Source organism: Kitasatospora sp. NPDC057738, assembly GCF_042798815.1.
GTDB classification, from domain to species: domain Bacteria; phylum Actinomycetota; class Actinomycetes; order Streptomycetales; family Streptomycetaceae; genus Kitasatospora; species Kitasatospora lactacystinica.
Genome location: NZ_JBHVJT010000027.1, coordinates 72,984 through 89,302, shown reverse-complemented (window position 1 = coordinate 89,302; position 16,319 = coordinate 72,984). Strand labels below are relative to the sequence as shown.

The window sequence follows — 16,319 nt, the reverse complement described above, 5'->3', positions numbered from 1 at the left end:
GACCTTCCTAGCAGGCGGGGGCGCGAACAGTTGGCCGGGGCCCGCTGTTCGCGCCGGGTTCGGCGAGCGCCGGGTTCGGCGAGCGGCGGGTACGGCGAGCGGCGGGCGGGGCTCCCGCTTGACCCTGACGTTGGCGGCAGGGTCGCAGGGTGGGGCCATGGACGACGAGAGCGGGACGCGGGGCAGGGTCGTGGTGGTCACCGGGGCCGGGACGGGGATCGGGCGGGAGACGGCGCGGGCCTTCGCGGCCGAGGGGGCACGGGTGCTGGCGGTGGGACGGCGGCTCGAACCGCTGGCCGGGACGGCGGCCGCGCACCCGGCGCTGATCGAGCCGCTGACCGCGGACGTGACCGGGCCGGACGCGCCGGAGGAGATCGTCCGGGTGGCCGTGGAGCGGTTCGGGCGGCTGGACGTGCTGGTCAACAATGCCGCGATCGTGCAGAGCCGGCAGGGCCTCGGCGGTTTCGACCGGGCGGGCGTCGAGGCGCTGCTGGCCACCAACCTGGTCGCCCCGGTGCTGCTCGGGCAGGCCGCGCTGCCCGAGCTGGAGCGGAGCCGGGGCGTGGTGGTCAACGTCAGCACGGCCGTCGGGCAGCGGGGCTGGCCGGGCAACTCAGTGTACGCGGCGAGCAAGGCGGCGCTGGAGACGGTCACCCGCAGCTGGGCGGTGGAGCTGGCGCCGCGCGGGGTCCGGGTGGTGGCGGTGGCGCCCGGGGCGATCGACACACCGATCGGCGAGCACTCCGGGTACGGCCCCGAGCAGCGGGCGGCGATCCGGCGGTGGCAGATCGAGCACACCCCGCTGGGCCGGATCGGCCGCCCGGCGGAGGTGGCCTGGGCGATCACCCAACTGGCCTCGCCGCAGGCCTCGTTCGTGACCGGCGTAGTGTTCTCGGTGGACGGCGGCGCGCTGGTGGGCTGACCGGGAGGGGACGGGTGGCGGTGCGGATCGGCGAGCTGGCGGCCCGGACGGGCAGTACCGCGCGCGCTCTGCGGCACTACGAGCAGGCCGGGCTGATCGAGTCCGGGCGGGCGCCGAACGGCTACCGCGAGTACGGCGGGTCGGCGGTCGTCCGGGTGCGCAACATCCGCGCGCTGGTCGCCGCCGGGCTCACCCTGGAGGACCTCCGGCCGCTGCTGGGGTGCCTGGACGGGGACGTGCTGGCGGGCCGGCCGTCCGCGCGGGTGCTGGGGATCGCCCGGGAACGGCTGGCGGTGCTGGAGCGCCGGATCGCCGCCCAGACGGAGGCCCGCGACCGGCTGGTGGCGGCGCTGACGGCGGCCGGGGAGGCGGATCCGGTGCCCGCGGGCACCGACCCGGCGCCCGCTGACACCGGCCCGGCGCCCACCGGCGGGTGACACCCCCGTTCGGGGGTGTGCAGGGCGCGGACGGGGGAGGACAGTGGGCGCATGCAGATTCCACTCTCCGTGATGGACTTCCTCGACCGGGCCGAGCTGGTCTACGGCGACCGGGTCGGCATCGTCGACGAGCCGGTGCAGCCGGCCGAATCCTGGGGCGAGCTGAGCTACCGCAGGGTCGCCGAGCTGGCCCGGGCCCAGGCCGCCGGGCTGGACCGGCTCGGCGTCGGGCCGGGCGAGCGGGTCGCGGTCGTCTCGCACAACTCGGCCCGGCTGCTGACCTCCTTCTTCGGGGTGAGCGGGCACGGCCGGGTGCTGGTGCCGGTGAACTTCCGGCTGAAGGCCGAGGAGGTGTCGTACATCGTCGAGCAGAGCGGCGCCTCGGTGCTGCTGGTCGACCCCGAGGTCGCCGACTCCCTGCACGGGGTGGTGGCCAAGCACAAGTTCGTGCTGGGCGCGGACAGCGACGCCGTGCTGTACGACTTCGACGGCACCCCGCGGCGGTACGCGGTCGACGAGAACGACACCGCCACCATCAACTACACCAGCGGAACCACCGCCCGCCCCAAGGGCGTTCAGCTCACCCACCGCAACATCTGGCTGAACGCGACGCTGATGGGCCTGCACTACGGCGCGAACGACCGGGACGTCTACCTGCACACCCTGCCGATGTTCCACGCCAACGGCTGGGGCCTGCCGTTCTCGCTCACCGGCCTGGGCGCCCGGCACATCGTGCTGCGCAAGGTGGACGGCGCGGAGATCCTGCGCCGGGTCGAGCGGCACGGGGTGACCTTCCTGTCCGGCGCGCCGGCCGTGGTCCAGATGGTGCTGGACGCGGCCGCCGACCTGGACGGCCCGGTGCCCGGCCGGGACCGGGTGCGGATGATCGTGGCCGGCGCCCCGCCGCCGACCTCGGTGGTGCAGCAGGTCGAGGAGCAGCTGGGCTGGGAGTTCATGCAGCTGTACGGCCTGACCGAGACCTCTCCCGCGGTCACGGTCAACCGCACCCGGGCCGAGTGGGACGCGCTGCCGGCCGCCGAGCGGGCCGAGAAGCTGGTGCAGGCGGGCGCCCCGGCGCTCGGCACCCAGCTGCGGGTGGATCCCTCCGGGGAGGTGCTGGTGCGCTCCAACACCGTCCTGGACGGCTACTGGCAGCAGCCGGAGGCCTCGGCCGAGGCACTGCGGGACGGCTGGTTCCACACCGGCGACGGCGGCACCCTCACGGACGGGCAGCTGACCATCTCCGACCGCAAGAAGGACGTCATCATCAGCGGCGGGGAGAACGTCTCCTCGATCGAGGTGGAGGACTGCCTGTACGACCACCCGGCGGTCGCCGAGACGGCGGTGATCGGCGTGCCGCACGAGAAGTGGGGCGAGACGGTGAAGGCGCTGGTGGTGCTCAGGGAGGGCCACGAGGCGGTCACCGAGGCCGAGTTGATCGCACACTGCAAGCAGCGGCTGGCCGGCTACAAGTCGCCCACCACGGTGGAGTTCCGGGACGCCCTGCCGCGCACCGCCACCGGGAAACTGCAGAAGTTCCGGCTGCGCGAGCCGTACTGGACCGGGCGGGAGCGCCAGGTCAACTGACGAGCCCCGACTCCCGCGCCGCGAGGGCGAGTTCGGTCCGGTTGCGGACGCCGAGCTTGTGCATCGCGGACTTGAGGTAGCCCGTCACCGTGTTGCAGGTCAGGCCCAGCCGGGCGGCGATCTCCGGGTTGGTCCGGCCGGTCGCCGCCCAGCGCAGCACCTCGTGCTCGCGCGGGGTCAACGGCGGTACGGGGGCGGCCTTCCGGGGCCGCTCGCGACTCCAGGCGGCGGCCCCGGCGAGCGCCCGGGCCGCCGCCCTCGCCAGCGTGCCGACCGCGGAGATCCGCACGTCCCCGAACGGGACGACGGTGCGCAGCGAGGCGTACACCACGCCGTGCACGGTGCCGCCGTCCATCAGCGGGACGGTGAGCATCGCGTACAGGTCCTCGGCGGCCACGGCCGCGTCGTAGTGGTGCGAAATCGTCGTCGCCGCACGGTAGTCGGGCACCCAGGTCGGCGCGCGTTCGGCGAGCGCCCGGCCGCCGAGGCCGAGTCCGGCCGGGACGGGGACGTCGTGCAGCAGGTCGGCCCGGGTTCCGGCCCAGTGCCGCAGCACCATGCCCTCGCTGTCGGGGCGGCTGCCGGGCAGCGGCTCGGGCACGCCGACCAGGCCGACGTCGACACCGCACTCGGCCACCACCCGGCGGGCGAGGTCACCGAGCACGGCGTCCCGCACCAGCTCGGCGGCGCGCGCGGCCAGTTCGGGGTCGTCGGGTCGCGCAGCGTCGGCGACGGGTTGCGCAAGGTGGGGGTCCGCAGCCCTGGTCATCGCGGAATTGTCACACGCGGTGGGGCCGGTGGCGAGAGTCCTGACATGCGTGTTTCGTGGAGTCGCGGACACCGGCGGCCGGGCGGGCATAGGGTGCGCCCGTACGCTACCGGCGGGTAGCAACTGCCGGACGGCAACCGCCTTCGACCGGAGGGAAACCGATGACCGACCCGAACACCCCGGGCGACGTCCTGGGCGGACTGCTGGCGGACCTGCGGGACGAGAGCGCGGTACTGGACGACCTGGTCGCCGGACTGCCCGCCGGGGGCTGGGCCCGCCCGACGCCCGCCGAGGGCTGGACGGTGGCGCACCAGATCGCCCACCTGGCCTGGACCGACGACTGGACGGCCCTGGCCGCGCGCGACCCGGAGGGCTTCGGCGCCTCGCTCGGCGGGCGCTTCACCGAGCTGGTGGCGGCCGGCGCCGACCCGGTCGAGAAGGGCGCCCGCACGGGTGCGGCCGCCGAGCCCGCGGCACTGCTCGCCCGCTGGCGGGCCGGTCGGGCGCAGGTGCTGGCCGCACTCGCCGCCGCCCCGGCCGACGTCCGGCTGCCCTGGTTCGGCCCGCCGATGAAGCCCGCCTCGATGGCCACCGCCCGGCTGATGGAGACCTGGGCGCACGGCCAGGACGTCGCGGACGCACTCGGCGCCACCCGTGAGCCCACCGACCGGCTGCGGCACATCGCCCACCTGGGGCTGCGCACCCTGGGCTTCGCCTTCGCCCTGCACGGACTGCCCGCGCCCGAGCGGCCGGTCCGGCTCGACCTGACCGCGCCGGACGGCGGGACCTGGTCCATCGGCCCGGCCGGGGCCGAGGACGTGGTGTCCGGCCCCGCCCTGGACTTCTGCCTGCTGGTGACCCAGCGCCGCCACCGGGACGACCTCGCCCTCACCGCCACCGGGCCGGTCGCCACCGCCTGGCTCCCGATCGCCCAGGCCTTCGCCGGGGCACCGGGCAAGGGGCGGCAGCCGGAGGCGCGGGCGTAGGGACCGCCCCGCTCAGAGGCCGATCCGGAGCGGGGCGAGCCGGGTGGCGATCAGGTTGGTGGCGCCCCGGTCGCGCTCGATGTGCCCGTGCACCAGCAACCCGGCCCGGTCCAGGGCGGTGCGGCGCTGGGACTCCCAGACCGGGCGGTTGCAGATCACGTTGATCAGCCCGGTCTCGTCCTCCAGGCTGAGGAAGAGCACCCCGCCGGCCGTCGGCGGCCGCTGCCGGTGGGTGACCAGGCCGCCGACCACCACCGCCGTTCCCGGCGGTACGTCCGGGAGCCGGTCGGCGCAGAGGGCGCCGCCGCGCTCCAGCCGGGCGCGCAGGTGCTGGAGCGGGTGGCTGGTGGCGGAGGTGCCGGTGGCCCACAGGTCGGCGATGGTCTCCTCGACCGGGCTCATCCCGGGCAGCTCCGGCGCCTCGGTGCCGGGCGTGGTGCCGGGGATCAGATCGGCCGAGATCCCGGCGAACGCCCCTGCCACCCACAGTGCCTGACGCCTCGTCAACCCGAAGCAGTCGAAGGCCCCGGCCGTCGCCAGCGCCTCCAGGGCGGGCCCGGGCAGGCCGGTGCGGCGGGCGAAGTCCTCCAGGTCGGCGTACGGCTGCCCGGCCACGACCACCTCGGCCTGCGGGGTGCCGATGCCGCGCACCGTCTCCAGGCCGAGCCGGATCGCCGGCTGCGGGCGCCCTGCCGTCAGCGGCGGCCCGGGGGTCGGCCCCCGGTACGGTTCCAGGGTGGGCCGCGCCCCGCTGGCGTTGACGTCCACCCCGCGCACCCGCACGCCGTGCCGGCGGACGTCCGCGACCAGGCTGAGCGGCGAGTAGAAGCCCATCGGCTGGTTGGCCAGCAGGGCACAGGTGAAGGCCGCCGGGAAGTGGTGCTTCAGCCAGGCGCTGGCGTACACCAGGTAGGCGAAGCTGATCGCGTGGCTCTCCGGGAAGCCGTAGTTGGAGAAGGCCTCGATCTTGCCGTAGACGTCCTCCGCCACCTCGGGCGGGATGCCGCGCTCGGCCATCCCGCCCAGCAGCCGGTCGCGCAGCCGGGCGACCCGCTCGTGCGAGCGCTTGGCGCCCATCGCCTGCCGCAGCCGGTCGGCCTCGGCCGGGGTGAACCCGGCGCAGTCGATGGCGAGTTGCATCATCTGCTCCTGGAACAGCGGCACCCCCAGGGTCTTGCCGAGCGCGTTCTCCATCAGCGGGTGCGGGCAGCCGGCCGGCTCCGCCCCGGCGCGGCGGCGCAGGTACGGGTGGACGGAGCCGCCCTGGATCGGTCCGGGGCGGATCAGCGCGACCTCGACCACCAGGTCGTAGAAGTGGTCCGGCTTGAGCCGGGGCAGGGTCGCCATCTGCGCCCGGGACTCGACCTGGAACACGCCGACGGTGTCGGCCCGGCGCAGCATCGCGTACACGCCCTCGTCGTCGTCCGGAATGGTGGCCAGGTCGTAGCGCAGACCGTGGTGCTCCGCGACCAGGTCGCAGGCGTCGTGCAGGGCGGCCAGCATGCCGAGGCCGAGCAGGTCGATCTTCACCAGTCCGGCGCCGGCGGTGGACTCCTTGTCCCACTGGAGCACGGAGCGCCCGGGCATCCGGGCCCACTCGGTGGGGCAGATCTCGCCGATCGGCTCCCGGGTGAGCACCATGCCGCCCGAGTGGATGCCCAGGTGCCGGGGCAGGCCGTGCAGCTGGGTGGCGAGCTGGAGCACGTCGGCGGGGATGACGGCGTCCGCGCCGGGGGCGGAGCGGAAGTCGGTCTGCCGGCTGAACGCGTCCACCTGCCCCTGCGGGTAGCCGAGCACCCGGGCGGCGTCGCGGATCGCCAGCCGGGGCCGGTAGGTGATCACATTGGCGACCTGGGCGGCGTGCTCGCGCCCGTAGCGGCCGTAGACGTACTGGATGACCTCCTCGCGGCGGCGGTTCTCGATGTCCAGGTCGATGTCGGGCGGCCCGTCCCGGGCCGTGGAGAGGAAGCGCTCGAACAGCAGCTTGTAGTGGATCGGGTCGACGGCGGTGATCCCGAGGGCGTAGCAGACCGCCGAGTTGGCGGCCGAGCCGCGGCCCTGGCACCAGATGTCCCGGCTCCGGCAGAAGTCCACGATGTCGTGCACGATCAGGAAGTAGCCGGCCAGGTCGAGGTCCTCGATCACGTCCAGCTCCCTGCCGAGCTGGCGGCGGGCGGCGGCGTTGCCGGGGCCGAAGCGGCCCGGGCCGCCGGCCGCGACCAGGGCGCGCAGGTGGCTGATCTCGCTCTCGCCCTCGGGCACGGGGAAGCCGGGCAGCTCCGGATCCAGCCGGGCGAAGTCGAAGGCGCAGGCCCGGCCGAGTTCGGCGGTGGCCCGCTGCACCCCGGGGAAGCGGGCCAGCCGGCCGGCCATCTCGCGGCCCGAGCGCAGGTGCGCGGTGCCGGCCGCCCTGGTCCAGCCGACCGCGTCCTGGAGGGTGCGGCGGTCGTGCAGCGCGGCGAGGCTCTGCGCGAGGCGGCCCTGGGCGGGGCCGGCGTGGTGGGCGTTGGTGGAGGCGACGACGGGGAGCCGCGCCGTCGCCGCGAGGGCGGCGAGGGCGTCGTTGCGCCGGTCGTCGCCGGGCAGCCACTGGTCGATCAGCTCGACGTGGACGTTCTCCCGGCCGAACGCCTCGGTGAGGGTACGGAGCCGGCGCTCGGCCTCGCCCCGGTCGGGCAGCGCGGCGGGGACCCGGCCGAGCCGGCAGCCGGTGAGCACCGCCCAGTGGCCGTCGTGCGCCCCGGCGAGCGCCGCGAGGTCGTACACCGGGCTGCCCTTGGCGCCGCCGGCCAGCTGGGCGGCGGCGATCGCGGCGGAGAGGCGGCGGTAGCCGGCCGGGTCGCGGGCGAGGACCAGCAGGTGCTCCTCCGCCCCGCCGCCGCGGACGGTCAGCTCGGCACCGAACACGGTGGCCAGGCCCGTGCCCCGGGCCGCCTCGGCGAGCCGGACGGCCCCGTACAGGCCGTCGTGATCGGTGATCGCGAGGCTCTCCACGCCCAGCCGGACCGCCTCGGCGACCAGGTCCTCCGGGTCGCTGGCGCCGTCCAGGAAGCTGAAGGCGGAGTGGACGTGCAGCTCGGCCCAGGGCTCGGCGGCCCTCCCGGGGCCGGGGCCGGGGCCGGGACCGGACTCGGGCTCCGCCGGAGCGGGAGGGGATTCGGGAGCGGGGGCAGGCTCGGGAGCGGGGCGGCGCAGCGGGACGACCGTGCGGTCCGGCGCCGTGCCGGTCAGCCGGCGGTGCAGCTCGCTCCAGGGGAGGGTGGGGTGGCTGGTGAAGCCCATCGGGGTTGCCTTCGTCGTTCTCGTGCTCGTTCCACTCCCCCCGGGGTCCGGACCGACCGGACCGCTAGTCGTAGCCGGCCTCCAGGTACCAGGCACCCCCCTCCACGGTGAGCAGCAGCGCCCGGCCACCGCCCACCACGACCTGGAACCGCGCCCGGCGCCGGGCCAGCGACTGGTCCCACCAGTACTCGACCGCCGGCCAGGGACCGGTCCAGCCGTCCACCCGCTCCTCCCGGCCCCGGACCACGACCAGGGCCGGCCGGGCCGACACCCCCGCCCGGCCGTCCACCGTGACCGGCTGCCCGGCCCCGTCCAGCACCCGCACCGGCGCGGGCTCCCGCAGCACCACGGCGGGCCACACCTCCGGCAGCCGACCCGGCCAGGGCGCGTCGGCCGCCACCGCCGCCTCGTACGGCTCGCCCCACGGCACCTTGACCGCCTGCTCGCCCGGGCCGCGCCCACCCGCCGGTTCGATCCGGCGCAACCCCGCGTGGCCGAGCACCGCCTGCACCCGGGCGACCGCGCGCTCCACCCGGTCGTCCGCGACGGCCTGGCCCCACAGCGCGAGCTGGCGGCCCTGGTCCGGGGAGAGGCCGTCGGGGGCCAGCCGGAGCAGGGTGAAACCCGTGTCCTCCCCGCCTTCCCCGTTGCCGGCGAAGGTGCCCGCGCCCTGCCAGGCCTGCAGCTGCCAACGGACCCGCTCGGCCAGCGCCGTCGCGGACAACCGGCCCTCGTGCCGCCACAGCCGGGAGGCCGTCCGACCGTCCGCGCAGGCCACCTCGACGGCCACCCGGCGGCAGGTCAGCCCGGCCCCGGCCAGCCGCCGGTGCAACTGCTCGGCCAGCGTGCGGGCGACGAACACCAGCGGCTCGGCCAGCGGCTCCGGCGGGTCGAAGCGCTGCTCGACGGCGAGGTCCGGCTCCTCGTCGCGCGGCACCAGCGGGCGCGGCTGCAAACCGCGGGCCAGCCGGTGCGCGACCGTCCCGGACGGGCCGAAGCGGTCCGCGACCGACTCGGCCGGCAGGGCGGCGAAGGCCCCGACGGTGGGCAGGCCGAGCCGCCCCAGCAGTTCGGCCAGCGTCTCGTCGCCCAGCGCGCTCACCGGGTACGGGGCGAGGAACTCCGCCGTCCGGCCGGCCGGGACCAGCACCCCGGCCCGGGCGGCGAGCACGGCGGCGAACAGGCCGTCGGCGACACCGACCCGGGCCTGCGGGGCGGCTTCGGGTAGGGAGGCGGCTGCCGGTCGGGAGGCGGCTTCGGGGCGGGAGGCGGCTTCGGGGCGGGCCTCGACGGCCATCGCGCCCGGGACGGCGTCCGGGACGAGGGGCCGTCCGAGGGCGTCCGCCACCGCTCTGCCGACCTTGCCGGCCAGCGCCTCCTCGCCGCCGAAGTAGCGGCCCGGGCCCTTCACCGGGATCGCGCACAGTCCCGGACGGATCACCTCCACCCGGGGCGTGAACGCCTCCACCGCCGCGACCACCGGCTCGAAGCGGCGGGTCTCCGCCTCCGGGTCGCGGTCGCGCAGCTCCAGCTCCGGGCAGAGCCGCTGGGCCAGCTTGAGCCGCTGCCCCTGCCGCACCCCGGCCGCCCGGGCGCCCGCCGAGCAGGCGAGGATCCGCCCGCCCTCGGTCACCGCGACCGGGTCGTCGCCGGTGACGGCCACCACCGGCCAGTCCGGGCACCAGATCACCAGCACCCGGGGGGTTCCGTCGTCCGCCATCTCAGACCACCGCCGCCACGCGGGGTGCCATCGGCTCCGCCGCCGGTATCGCCGGTAGTGCCGGTAGCGCTGGTAGTGCCGGCATCGCCGGTTCCGCCACCGGCTGCGGCCGTCCCTGTCGCGGCTGCTCCTGGAGCGGGCGCACCGCGCCGTGCTCGTCGGGCAGCCAGAGCCGGGCCGTCCGGCCGCGCACCGCCGAGCCGCGGCCCTCGGCCACCACCTCCACCTGCCGGCCGACGAGCTGCCCGTGGCCGTCGCCCAGCCCGAACCAGCGCCCGGAACGCACCCCCAGCCGCAGCACCGCGCCCGGCCACGGCCCGGCGACCAGCAGCACGCAGCCGCTGCGCCGCAGCACCGCCGCCAGCCGGGCGGCCAGCTTCGGCGGCACCGGCCCGTCCGGGCGCAGCATGATCAGCTCGACCGCGCCGGCCAGCACCGAGACCACTTCGGCCCAGTGCGGCCCCGGATCGTCCGCGACCAGCAGCCGCCGCAGGTCCAGTCCGTACCCCTCGGCGGCGGCCAGCCCCAGGTCCGGCAGTCCGACCGCCGCGGCCCAGCCGCCCTCGGTCTCCTTCACCCCGGCGGCGAGCGCCAGCAGCAGCCCGGTGTCCCCGCCCGCCACCGACACCGCCGTCCCCCGGCGCAGCCCGGCGTCGGGCAGCACCTCCCGCAGCGCGGACGGCACCGGCAGCAGCCCCCGGGGCTCCGCCGTCCGCCCGGTGGCCGGTGTCGCCCGCCCCTCTCGCTCCTCCCGTTCCCCCGGCTCACCCCGCTCCCCCGGCGCGGCAGCCGGGGACGCCACCGGGCGGAGCACGGGGCGTGCGGGCTGCTCGGCGGTAGATTCGAAAACATATTCGAAAACGGGCACACCCCCAGGATCGAACATTCGTTCGCAAAGATTCAAGTCCGACCTGGTCAACCCGCCACGGGCGCGACGCGCCGAACACCCCGGCCCCCGGGGTGCCGCCTCAGCGGCGGTCGCCCCCGGGGTGATCGGGCCGGTGACCGCGTCCGGTGGCCCGGGTACCGCTTCACCCGGGGACGGCTCCAGGGTCCGGCGGACCTTCGCGGTCGGGGTCTCGGTCAGGGGTTTCGGGGTTTGCCCGGCTGGTCGATTCGGCAGCGAGGTCGCGTGCGCAGGCGTCGAGGGCGGCAGCGATCGGTCGGAGCTCGCCGAGCCGGTTGGTGCGTTGCCGGTGGCGGGTCTCGGCGAGCTGTCACCCGGTCGCGATGTCCGCCACCACCCCCTTCCCGGACCGCTCCCCGAGGAGGGCGCCGGAGGCGATCACGGTACGGCCGTCGGGATCGGTGGCCGGCAGCGCAGCACCACCGCGGCCACCGGCTGCGGGTAGTGACGGTAGAAGCACACAGCCTGGTGACCTGCGTCGATGGCGCCGATCCTGCCGTCGGTCCTGGGGACGTTCGGGGTTCCGGCCACGCTCCGACCATCGCCTGCCGCCACCGTTGCGGCGCCCCGGACTGCGTCGTCGGAGGAGGCTGGACCCACCACGCGGGAGCCCGCCGCGCGGCTCACGAACGGCGAGTCCGTGAGCCGCGCGCGGGTACCGCCCCGCACCGAGCCGTCGGCCTACGCCCCGGACACCGCGCGCGACAGACGCAGCGGCGCCTCGACGGCGTCGGCGGCGCCGAGTTCGCGCACCGCCTCCCGCCGCGTCGCCGCGACCGGAGCCGCGAGCCGAGCCAGGGTCGCCGCCGGAGCGTGGACCGTCAGCTCGAAGTCGCGGCGCGCCTTGGCGTCCGGGGCGAGCGGCAGACGGATGCGGCCGTCCGCGACCATCCGGCGGACCCGGCTGCGGCTGAGACCGAGGCCGGACATGAGCAGGCGTTCGACCCGGACCGGGACCGGCAGCTCGAAGCTCACCAGCACCGTCAGCGGGGTCGGATCGTCGATCGCGTGGAGCGGCGTGCGTACCTCCAGCTCCCAGGTGCCGCTCCAGTCCAGGCTGTAGCCGTTCTTGGCGGCGAGCGACGAACTCATCGTCAGTTCCCGCACCACGGCGAGGTCGTTGTTCTCGTACGCCTCCCTGCGGGCGGGTTCCAGCGACGACGTGTGGACGCGCTCGTGGACGGGCACCTTCGAGGTCCGGTCGCAGCCCGCGCAGCTGAGCAGCAGCCAGACGTCGAGGAGCTTGCCGTTGGCGTTGACACGGATCTTGCCCGAGGGCCGGTGCCGCATGCTGGAGCAGTCCGGGCAGCTGCGGACGGCGGTGGGCAGCGCGGACTGGCGCACGGCCCAGCGGGCCTTGCGTTCGGTATGCATGGTGGTCTGTTTCCTGGTTCAGCAGGAACGCGCGCAGGCCGGATCGACTGGATCGGCCGGGGTTCCTGGGATCTGACGAGTGCTCACGAGGGCGCGTGTCATCGCCTCGGGGCGGGTGGCCGCATGGCGGGGCGTCCCGAGGTCGATCGCGCGACAGGTCGTATCTCTCCGTGGCAACTCGCGACGGCGCGTCTCATCGCCTCGGGACATGGCCACATGGCCACATGGCGGCATGACGGCATGACGGCATGTGGCATGGCCGAGCGCCGAGGGCGGTCGATCGCGTGAGCGCGCGTGTCATCGACTCAGCGCGCGGCCGGTGGCTCGGCGCAGAGGTCGATCGCGCAGGGGTGAGTTGCTACGTGGCAGTCGTCAGCACAGGTACATGCCGCACATCGTGATCCGGGCCGCGCTCCCCCGCAACCGGTTTTTTCGGACCACCACCGTCGGACCACCACCGTCGGACCAGCGCCGCCGGCTCCCCGCGCGAGCCGACGCCGAGCTTCGGACAGGCCTTCCAGAGGTGGTGGCCGACCGTTCGCGAACTCAGGAAGAGCCGGGCGGCGATGTCCCGGTTGGACATCCCCGGGCGGCGAGGCGGACGATCTGCGTCCCCTGAGGCGTCAGGCCGGCGCAGTGCTCCGGTGGTGCGCACGGCGGTCGTCACCCGCCAGGTTGGAGCACCGACCTTGACCAGCCGGTTCGCCGCCCCGGACGGTGACAACCGCCGTGACCGGGCGAGGCAGGTGACAACGATCTCGACCACTTGGTGACAACCACCTCGACCGGTCACAACTCTCCGTGCACCCGGCCGCTCGCGCAGCCCGTACGGGCCGTGGCACGGCCGCCGGCGCCCCGCCGGGAACCCGGACGACTTTCTGCGGCGCGGGCCGAATCCTTTGGAGCGACCCGCGCCTCTTATAAACGTTCCGACAAACGTCGGGTACGGGATCCGGAGGTAGTGATGATCATCGGAATCGGCATCGCCGTCGCCCTGGTGCTGCTCTGCACCTGCATGCTGGCCGTGAAGCGCAAGCGAGCCGGGCGTGGCTGAATCGACCTGGCCCGGCGAGCAGTTGATCGCCGCCGCGCAGGCCGGCGACGTCGACTCGATCGCCGCGCTGGTGTCGGGATCGCACCCCAATGTGCAGCGGTTCGCCCGTTCCCTCTGCGCCACCCCGGAGGACGCGGAGGACGCGGCGCAGGAGGCCCTGATCATCCTGTACCGCAAGATCGGGATGCTGCGGGCCTCCGGCGCCCTGGCGTCCTGGATGTTCCGCATCGTCCGCAACGAGTGCCTCCGGCGCGCACGGACCCGGTTGCGGGACCACGGCGCACCGCTGCGACAGGACGTCTGCGTGGACTCCGCCGAGGAGGCCGCCCTGCGCCGCCTGGAAGCCGGCACGGTGGCGGCCGCGGTCGCCGCCCTGCCCCCCGACCAGCGCCGAGTGCTGATCATGCGGGACGTCCAGGGCCACAGCGGCCGGATGGTCGCCGACGCGCTGGGCCTCAGCACGGCGGCGATGAAGTCCCGTCTGCACCGGGCCCGTTCGGCGGTCCACCGGACGCTGCGGCCCACCATCTGAATCCGCCCGTGGAGGGAACAATGACCGGAACGAAGCCCGGAACGAGGACCGGAACCGCCGCCGGACCCGGGGGCCCCGACTTCGCGAGCAAGTCCCTGACCGAACACGTCGTGCGCGGCGTGGTGGGCATCGGCTCGCTGATCGGCTCGGTCGCCCTCGTCCCGGCGGTCGGGCCGGTCGGCCTGGCCCTCCTGCCGGTCGGCCTGCTCGCCCTGCGCGGCTGCCCGACGTGCTGGGCGATCGGCTTGGCGCAGACCGTCTCGCGGGGCCGCCTCCAGCGCTCCTGCGAGGACGGCCGGTGCAAGCTGGCCGTCGCCGACCGCCACGACGAGCACGGGGAGGAGGTGCGGTCGGCGTTCACGGGCTCCACCGTCTGAGCGGCTCCCACCGGAGGGCGGCAGCGGGAAGGCGGGGGCCGAGGGGCGGCGGGAGGGCTCGTCCCGTCGAAGTCCGGGCCTCCGCCCCGCGGCCCCGTGTTCCGCCGGTCGGGCGGCGGCACTCGCCCGACCGGATTACCGACAAGCGTTTTTTCCTTGACAAATTTTTTTGTCGGCTGGATGCTGGAACGGTGCTGGAAGTCGCCGTGATCGAAGAACCCGCCGCGGCCGAGGCCTCGCTGGACCCCATGCGGTCACGCCTCCTCGCCGCCCTGACCGAGCCCGGCTCGGCCGCCATGCTGGCCGCCCGGCTGGGGCTGCCCCGGCAGAAGGTCAACTACCACCTGAAGGAACTGGAGCGGCACGGCCTCGTCGAACTCGCCGAGGAGCGTCGCAAGGGCAACGTCACCGAACGGGTGTACCGCGCCACCGCGGCCTCCTACGTGATCTCCCCCAACGTCCTGGCCGCCGTGAGCCCGGACCCCGCCCGCTCCCCCGACCAGCTCTCCGCCCGCTGGCTGCTGGCGCTCGGCTCCCGGCTGGTGCAGGAGGTCGGGTCCCTGCTGACCGGCGCCTCCCGGGCCCGGCGGCGGGTCGCCACCTTCGGCATCGACGCGCAGGTGCGGTTCGCCTCCGCGGCCGACCGGGCCGCCTTCGCCGAGGAGTTGGCCCAGTCCGTGGCCGCCCTCGTCAGCCGCTACCACGACGAGTCCGCCCCCGGGGGCCGCAGCCACCGGGTGGTGGTCGGACTCCACCAGATCCCCTCCGCACAGCCCGGGGCGGAGGCGGGGGCGACCGGAGCCGGGGCCGAACCGGCCGGGACCGGACCGGCCGGGACCGGGCCGGAGACCGACGCCGCCGGCAGCGCGGCAGAAGGCGCCGGCACCGCACCGAACCAGGAGAACCCACGATGACCCACCCGTTCGAGATCGAGCTGGAGACCTCCCTCCCGGCGAGCCCGGAACAGGTCTGGGAGGCGATCGCCACCGGACCGGGACTCGACTCCTGGTTCATGGGCCGCAACGAACTGGACCCGCGCGAGGGCGGCACCGCCGTCATGGAGACCGGGGGCCACCGCGCGGAGGCGGTCGTCACCGCCTACGAGCCCGGCAAGCGCCTGGCCACCCGTACGGCCGCCGGCGAGGACGGCCGGTTCATGGCCTTCGAGTACCTGATCGAGGGCCGGGACGGCGGTGCCACCGTGCTCCGCGTCGTCCACAGCGGCCTGCTCGGCGACGACTGGCAGGACGAGTACGACGCGCTGCGCCGCGGCTGGCCCTTCCACCTCCACACGCTGCGCGAGTACCTCACCCACTTCCCCGGGCGCACCGCCGTCCCCATCTTCGCCGCCGCGCCGTCGGCCGGCCGGCCGGAACCGGAGGTCCGGGCCCTCCTCGCCCACGCCCTGTCGCTTCCGCTCCCGGTCACCGCGGGCACGCGGGTCCACGGCGAACCGGCGGGCCTGCCCCCGCTGGACGGCGAGGTGGCCTGGGCGGACGACGAACGCTTCGAGGTCCGCACCGCCGACGGGCTCTACACCTTCCACCACGGCTCCGGCCTGGTGCTGATGTTCCACCACCTCTTCGGCCCGGCTCCGGACGGGTCCGAGGCCGCCTGGCAGCAGTGGCTGTCCGGGGTCCTCGGCTGACCTGCTCCTTCCTGCCGTTCGGACCTCCCCGACCGGCCCGTCGAGCCGACAGCCCCGACCGGCCTGACCGCTCCAGATCCGCACGAGAACCGAGGAACCACCCATGCGCACCCTGATCAGCACCGCTTTCATCTCGCTCGACGGCGTCGTCGAGGGCCCCGGCGGCGAGCCCGGCTACCGCAACTCCGGCTGGACCTTCAAGGACATCGAGTTCCTCCCCGAGGCGTTCGAGATCAAGGGGCGGGAGCAGGAGGAGGCCACCGCGATGCTGCTCGGCCGGGTCAGCTACCAGGCGTTCAGCCCGGTGTGGCCGGACATGCCGGAGTTCGCCCGCTACAAGACGCTGCCGAAGTACGTCGTCTCCACCACCCTCACCGAGGACGACCTGGTGCCGAACTGGGGCGGGACCACCATCCTGCGCTCGCTCGACGAGGTCGCCGCGCTGAAGGAGACCGAGGGCGGCCCGATCATCGTCCACGGCAGCGCCGCCCTGAACCGCGCCCTCTCGGACGCCGGTCTGATCGACCGCTACCACCTGCTCGTCTTCCCGCTGCTGCTCGGCGCCGGCAAGCGCCTGTTCAGCACGACGGACAAGGACACCCAGAAGCTGAAGCTGGTCGAGCACGAGGTGTACGGGAACGGCCTGCAGAAGCAGGTCTTCGACGTCGTCCGCTGACCGCTCCCCGGCTGCTCCGCTCCCCTGCGTCGGCGGCGAGAGCGTCGA

15 protein-coding genes and 1 pseudogene are annotated in these 16,319 nt (G+C 75.1%); 9 read left to right on the top strand and 7 right to left on the bottom strand.

The window, feature by feature from the left end; translation table 11 throughout:
* Window positions 1-157: 157 nt before the first annotated feature.
* The 3 genes from ACFVGO_RS17330 to ACFVGO_RS17320 are packed head-to-tail and all read left to right on the top strand — an operon-like array spanning window position 158 to window position 2,946.
* Complete coding sequence (locus ACFVGO_RS17330; protein ID WP_359900142.1) at window positions 158-922, top strand: SDR family oxidoreductase; 765 nt, start codon at window positions 158-160, stop codon at window positions 920-922.
* A gap of 20 nt (window positions 923-942) precedes the next feature.
* Window positions 943-1,359, top strand: coding sequence for a MerR family transcriptional regulator (locus tag ACFVGO_RS17325; protein ID WP_380632570.1), 417 nt, complete (start codon window positions 943-945; stop codon window positions 1,357-1,359).
* Window positions 1,360-1,410: 51 nt separating this feature from the next.
* On the top strand, window positions 1,411-2,946 hold the full coding sequence (locus ACFVGO_RS17320) for an AMP-binding protein (RefSeq protein WP_359900140.1): 1,536 nt from the start codon (window positions 1,411-1,413) through the stop codon (window positions 2,944-2,946).
* Here ACFVGO_RS17320 and ACFVGO_RS17315 read toward each other — a convergent pair.
* On the bottom strand, window positions 2,939-3,715 hold the full coding sequence (locus tag ACFVGO_RS17315; RefSeq protein ID WP_380632547.1) for a LuxR C-terminal-related transcriptional regulator: 777 nt from the start codon (window positions 3,713-3,715) through the stop codon (window positions 2,939-2,941). The genes ACFVGO_RS17320 and ACFVGO_RS17315 overlap by 8 nt on opposite strands.
* A 161-nt stretch (window positions 3,716-3,876) precedes the next feature.
* On the opposite strand from ACFVGO_RS17315, the gene ACFVGO_RS17310 reads away from it, so the two are divergent.
* Window positions 3,877-4,701 (top strand): TIGR03084 family metal-binding protein, encoded by an 825-nt coding sequence (locus ACFVGO_RS17310; RefSeq protein WP_380632544.1) that lies wholly within the window; start codon window positions 3,877-3,879, stop codon window positions 4,699-4,701.
* A gap of 12 nt (window positions 4,702-4,713) precedes the next feature.
* Here the strand turns inward: ACFVGO_RS17310 and ACFVGO_RS17305 are convergent, their stop codons facing one another.
* The 6 genes and pseudogenes from ACFVGO_RS17305 to ACFVGO_RS17280 all read right to left on the bottom strand — a co-directional run.
* A complete protein-coding gene (locus ACFVGO_RS17305) occupies window positions 4,714-7,983 on the bottom strand; it encodes an error-prone DNA polymerase (protein WP_380632542.1) in 3,270 nt (1,089 codons plus the stop codon).
* 64 nt (window positions 7,984-8,047) lie between these two features.
* Window positions 8,048-9,703 carry a DNA polymerase Y family protein gene (locus ACFVGO_RS17300; protein WP_380632539.1) on the bottom strand — a complete coding sequence of 552 codons (1,656 nt, stop codon included), beginning with the start codon at window positions 9,701-9,703 and terminating at the stop codon, window positions 8,048-8,050.
* 1 nt (window position 9,704) lies between these two features.
* Window positions 9,705-10,505, bottom strand: coding sequence for a hypothetical protein (locus ACFVGO_RS17295; protein WP_380632536.1), 801 nt, complete (start codon window positions 10,503-10,505; stop codon window positions 9,705-9,707).
* A 483-nt stretch (window positions 10,506-10,988) separates the two neighbouring features.
* Window positions 10,989-11,141: a hypothetical protein gene (locus ACFVGO_RS17290; protein WP_380632534.1), complete on the bottom strand. Its 153-nt coding sequence runs from the start codon at window positions 11,139-11,141 to the stop codon at window positions 10,989-10,991.
* Between the two features lie 150 nt (window positions 11,142-11,291).
* Window positions 11,292-11,984, bottom strand: a complete 693-nt coding sequence (locus ACFVGO_RS17285; protein ID WP_380632531.1) for a DUF1062 domain-containing protein — start codon at window positions 11,982-11,984, stop codon at window positions 11,292-11,294.
* A 358-nt stretch (window positions 11,985-12,342) separates the two neighbouring features.
* A pseudogene (locus tag ACFVGO_RS17280) lies at window positions 12,343-12,611 on the bottom strand (response regulator transcription factor); the annotation flags it as partial.
* 419 nt (window positions 12,612-13,030) lie between these two features.
* Between ACFVGO_RS17280 and ACFVGO_RS17275 the strand changes: the two are divergent.
* The 5 genes from ACFVGO_RS17275 (at window position 13,031) to ACFVGO_RS17255 (ending at window position 16,271) form a co-directional block, all read left to right on the top strand.
* Window positions 13,031-13,570: a sigma-70 family RNA polymerase sigma factor gene (locus ACFVGO_RS17275; RefSeq protein WP_359900125.1), complete on the top strand. Its 540-nt coding sequence runs from the start codon at window positions 13,031-13,033 to the stop codon at window positions 13,568-13,570.
* Between the two features lie 20 nt (window positions 13,571-13,590).
* The gene (locus ACFVGO_RS17270; RefSeq protein ID WP_380632528.1) at window positions 13,591-13,947 is read left to right on the top strand and encodes a hypothetical protein; all 357 of its coding nucleotides are present in this window, start codon (window positions 13,591-13,593) and stop codon (window positions 13,945-13,947) included.
* Between the two features lie 191 nt (window positions 13,948-14,138).
* The gene (locus ACFVGO_RS17265) at window positions 14,139-14,861 is read left to right on the top strand and encodes a helix-turn-helix domain-containing protein (RefSeq protein WP_359900121.1); all 723 of its coding nucleotides are present in this window, start codon (window positions 14,139-14,141) and stop codon (window positions 14,859-14,861) included.
* Complete coding sequence (locus ACFVGO_RS17260) at window positions 14,858-15,595, top strand: SRPBCC domain-containing protein (RefSeq protein WP_380632525.1); 738 nt, start codon at window positions 14,858-14,860, stop codon at window positions 15,593-15,595. The genes ACFVGO_RS17265 and ACFVGO_RS17260 overlap by 4 nt, the downstream gene beginning before the upstream one ends.
* Before the next feature lie 103 nt (window positions 15,596-15,698).
* Window positions 15,699-16,271 carry a dihydrofolate reductase family protein gene (locus ACFVGO_RS17255; protein ID WP_359900117.1) on the top strand — a complete coding sequence of 191 codons (573 nt, stop codon included), beginning with the start codon at window positions 15,699-15,701 and terminating at the stop codon, window positions 16,269-16,271.
* Window positions 16,272-16,319 lie beyond the last annotated feature (48 nt).

Bases quoted from the DNA above. Each gene is read 5' to 3' on its own strand.
- ACFVGO_RS17330 (WP_359900142.1), top strand. From the start codon at position 158: ATGGACGACGAGAGCGGGACGCGGGGCAGGGTCGTGGTGGTCACCGGG.
- ACFVGO_RS17320 (WP_359900140.1), top strand. From the start codon at position 1,411: ATGCAGATTCCACTCTCCGTGATGGACTTCCTCGACCGGGCCGAGCTG.
- ACFVGO_RS17315 (WP_380632547.1), bottom strand. From the start codon at position 3,715: ATGACCAGGGCTGCGGACCCCCACCTTGCGCAACCCGTCGCCGACGCT.
- ACFVGO_RS17310 (WP_380632544.1), top strand. From the start codon at position 3,877: ATGACCGACCCGAACACCCCGGGCGACGTCCTGGGCGGACTGCTGGCG.
- ACFVGO_RS17305 (WP_380632542.1), bottom strand. From the start codon at position 7,983: ATGGGCTTCACCAGCCACCCCACCCTCCCCTGGAGCGAGCTGCACCGC.
- ACFVGO_RS17300 (WP_380632539.1), bottom strand. From the start codon at position 9,703: ATGGCGGACGACGGAACCCCCCGGGTGCTGGTGATCTGGTGCCCGGAC.
- ACFVGO_RS17285 (WP_380632531.1), bottom strand. From the start codon at position 11,984: ATGCATACCGAACGCAAGGCCCGCTGGGCCGTGCGCCAGTCCGCGCTG.
- ACFVGO_RS17270 (WP_380632528.1), top strand. From the start codon at position 13,591: ATGACCGGAACGAAGCCCGGAACGAGGACCGGAACCGCCGCCGGACCC.
- ACFVGO_RS17260 (WP_380632525.1), top strand. From the start codon at position 14,858: ATGACCCACCCGTTCGAGATCGAGCTGGAGACCTCCCTCCCGGCGAGC.
- ACFVGO_RS17255 (WP_359900117.1), top strand. From the start codon at position 15,699: ATGCGCACCCTGATCAGCACCGCTTTCATCTCGCTCGACGGCGTCGTC.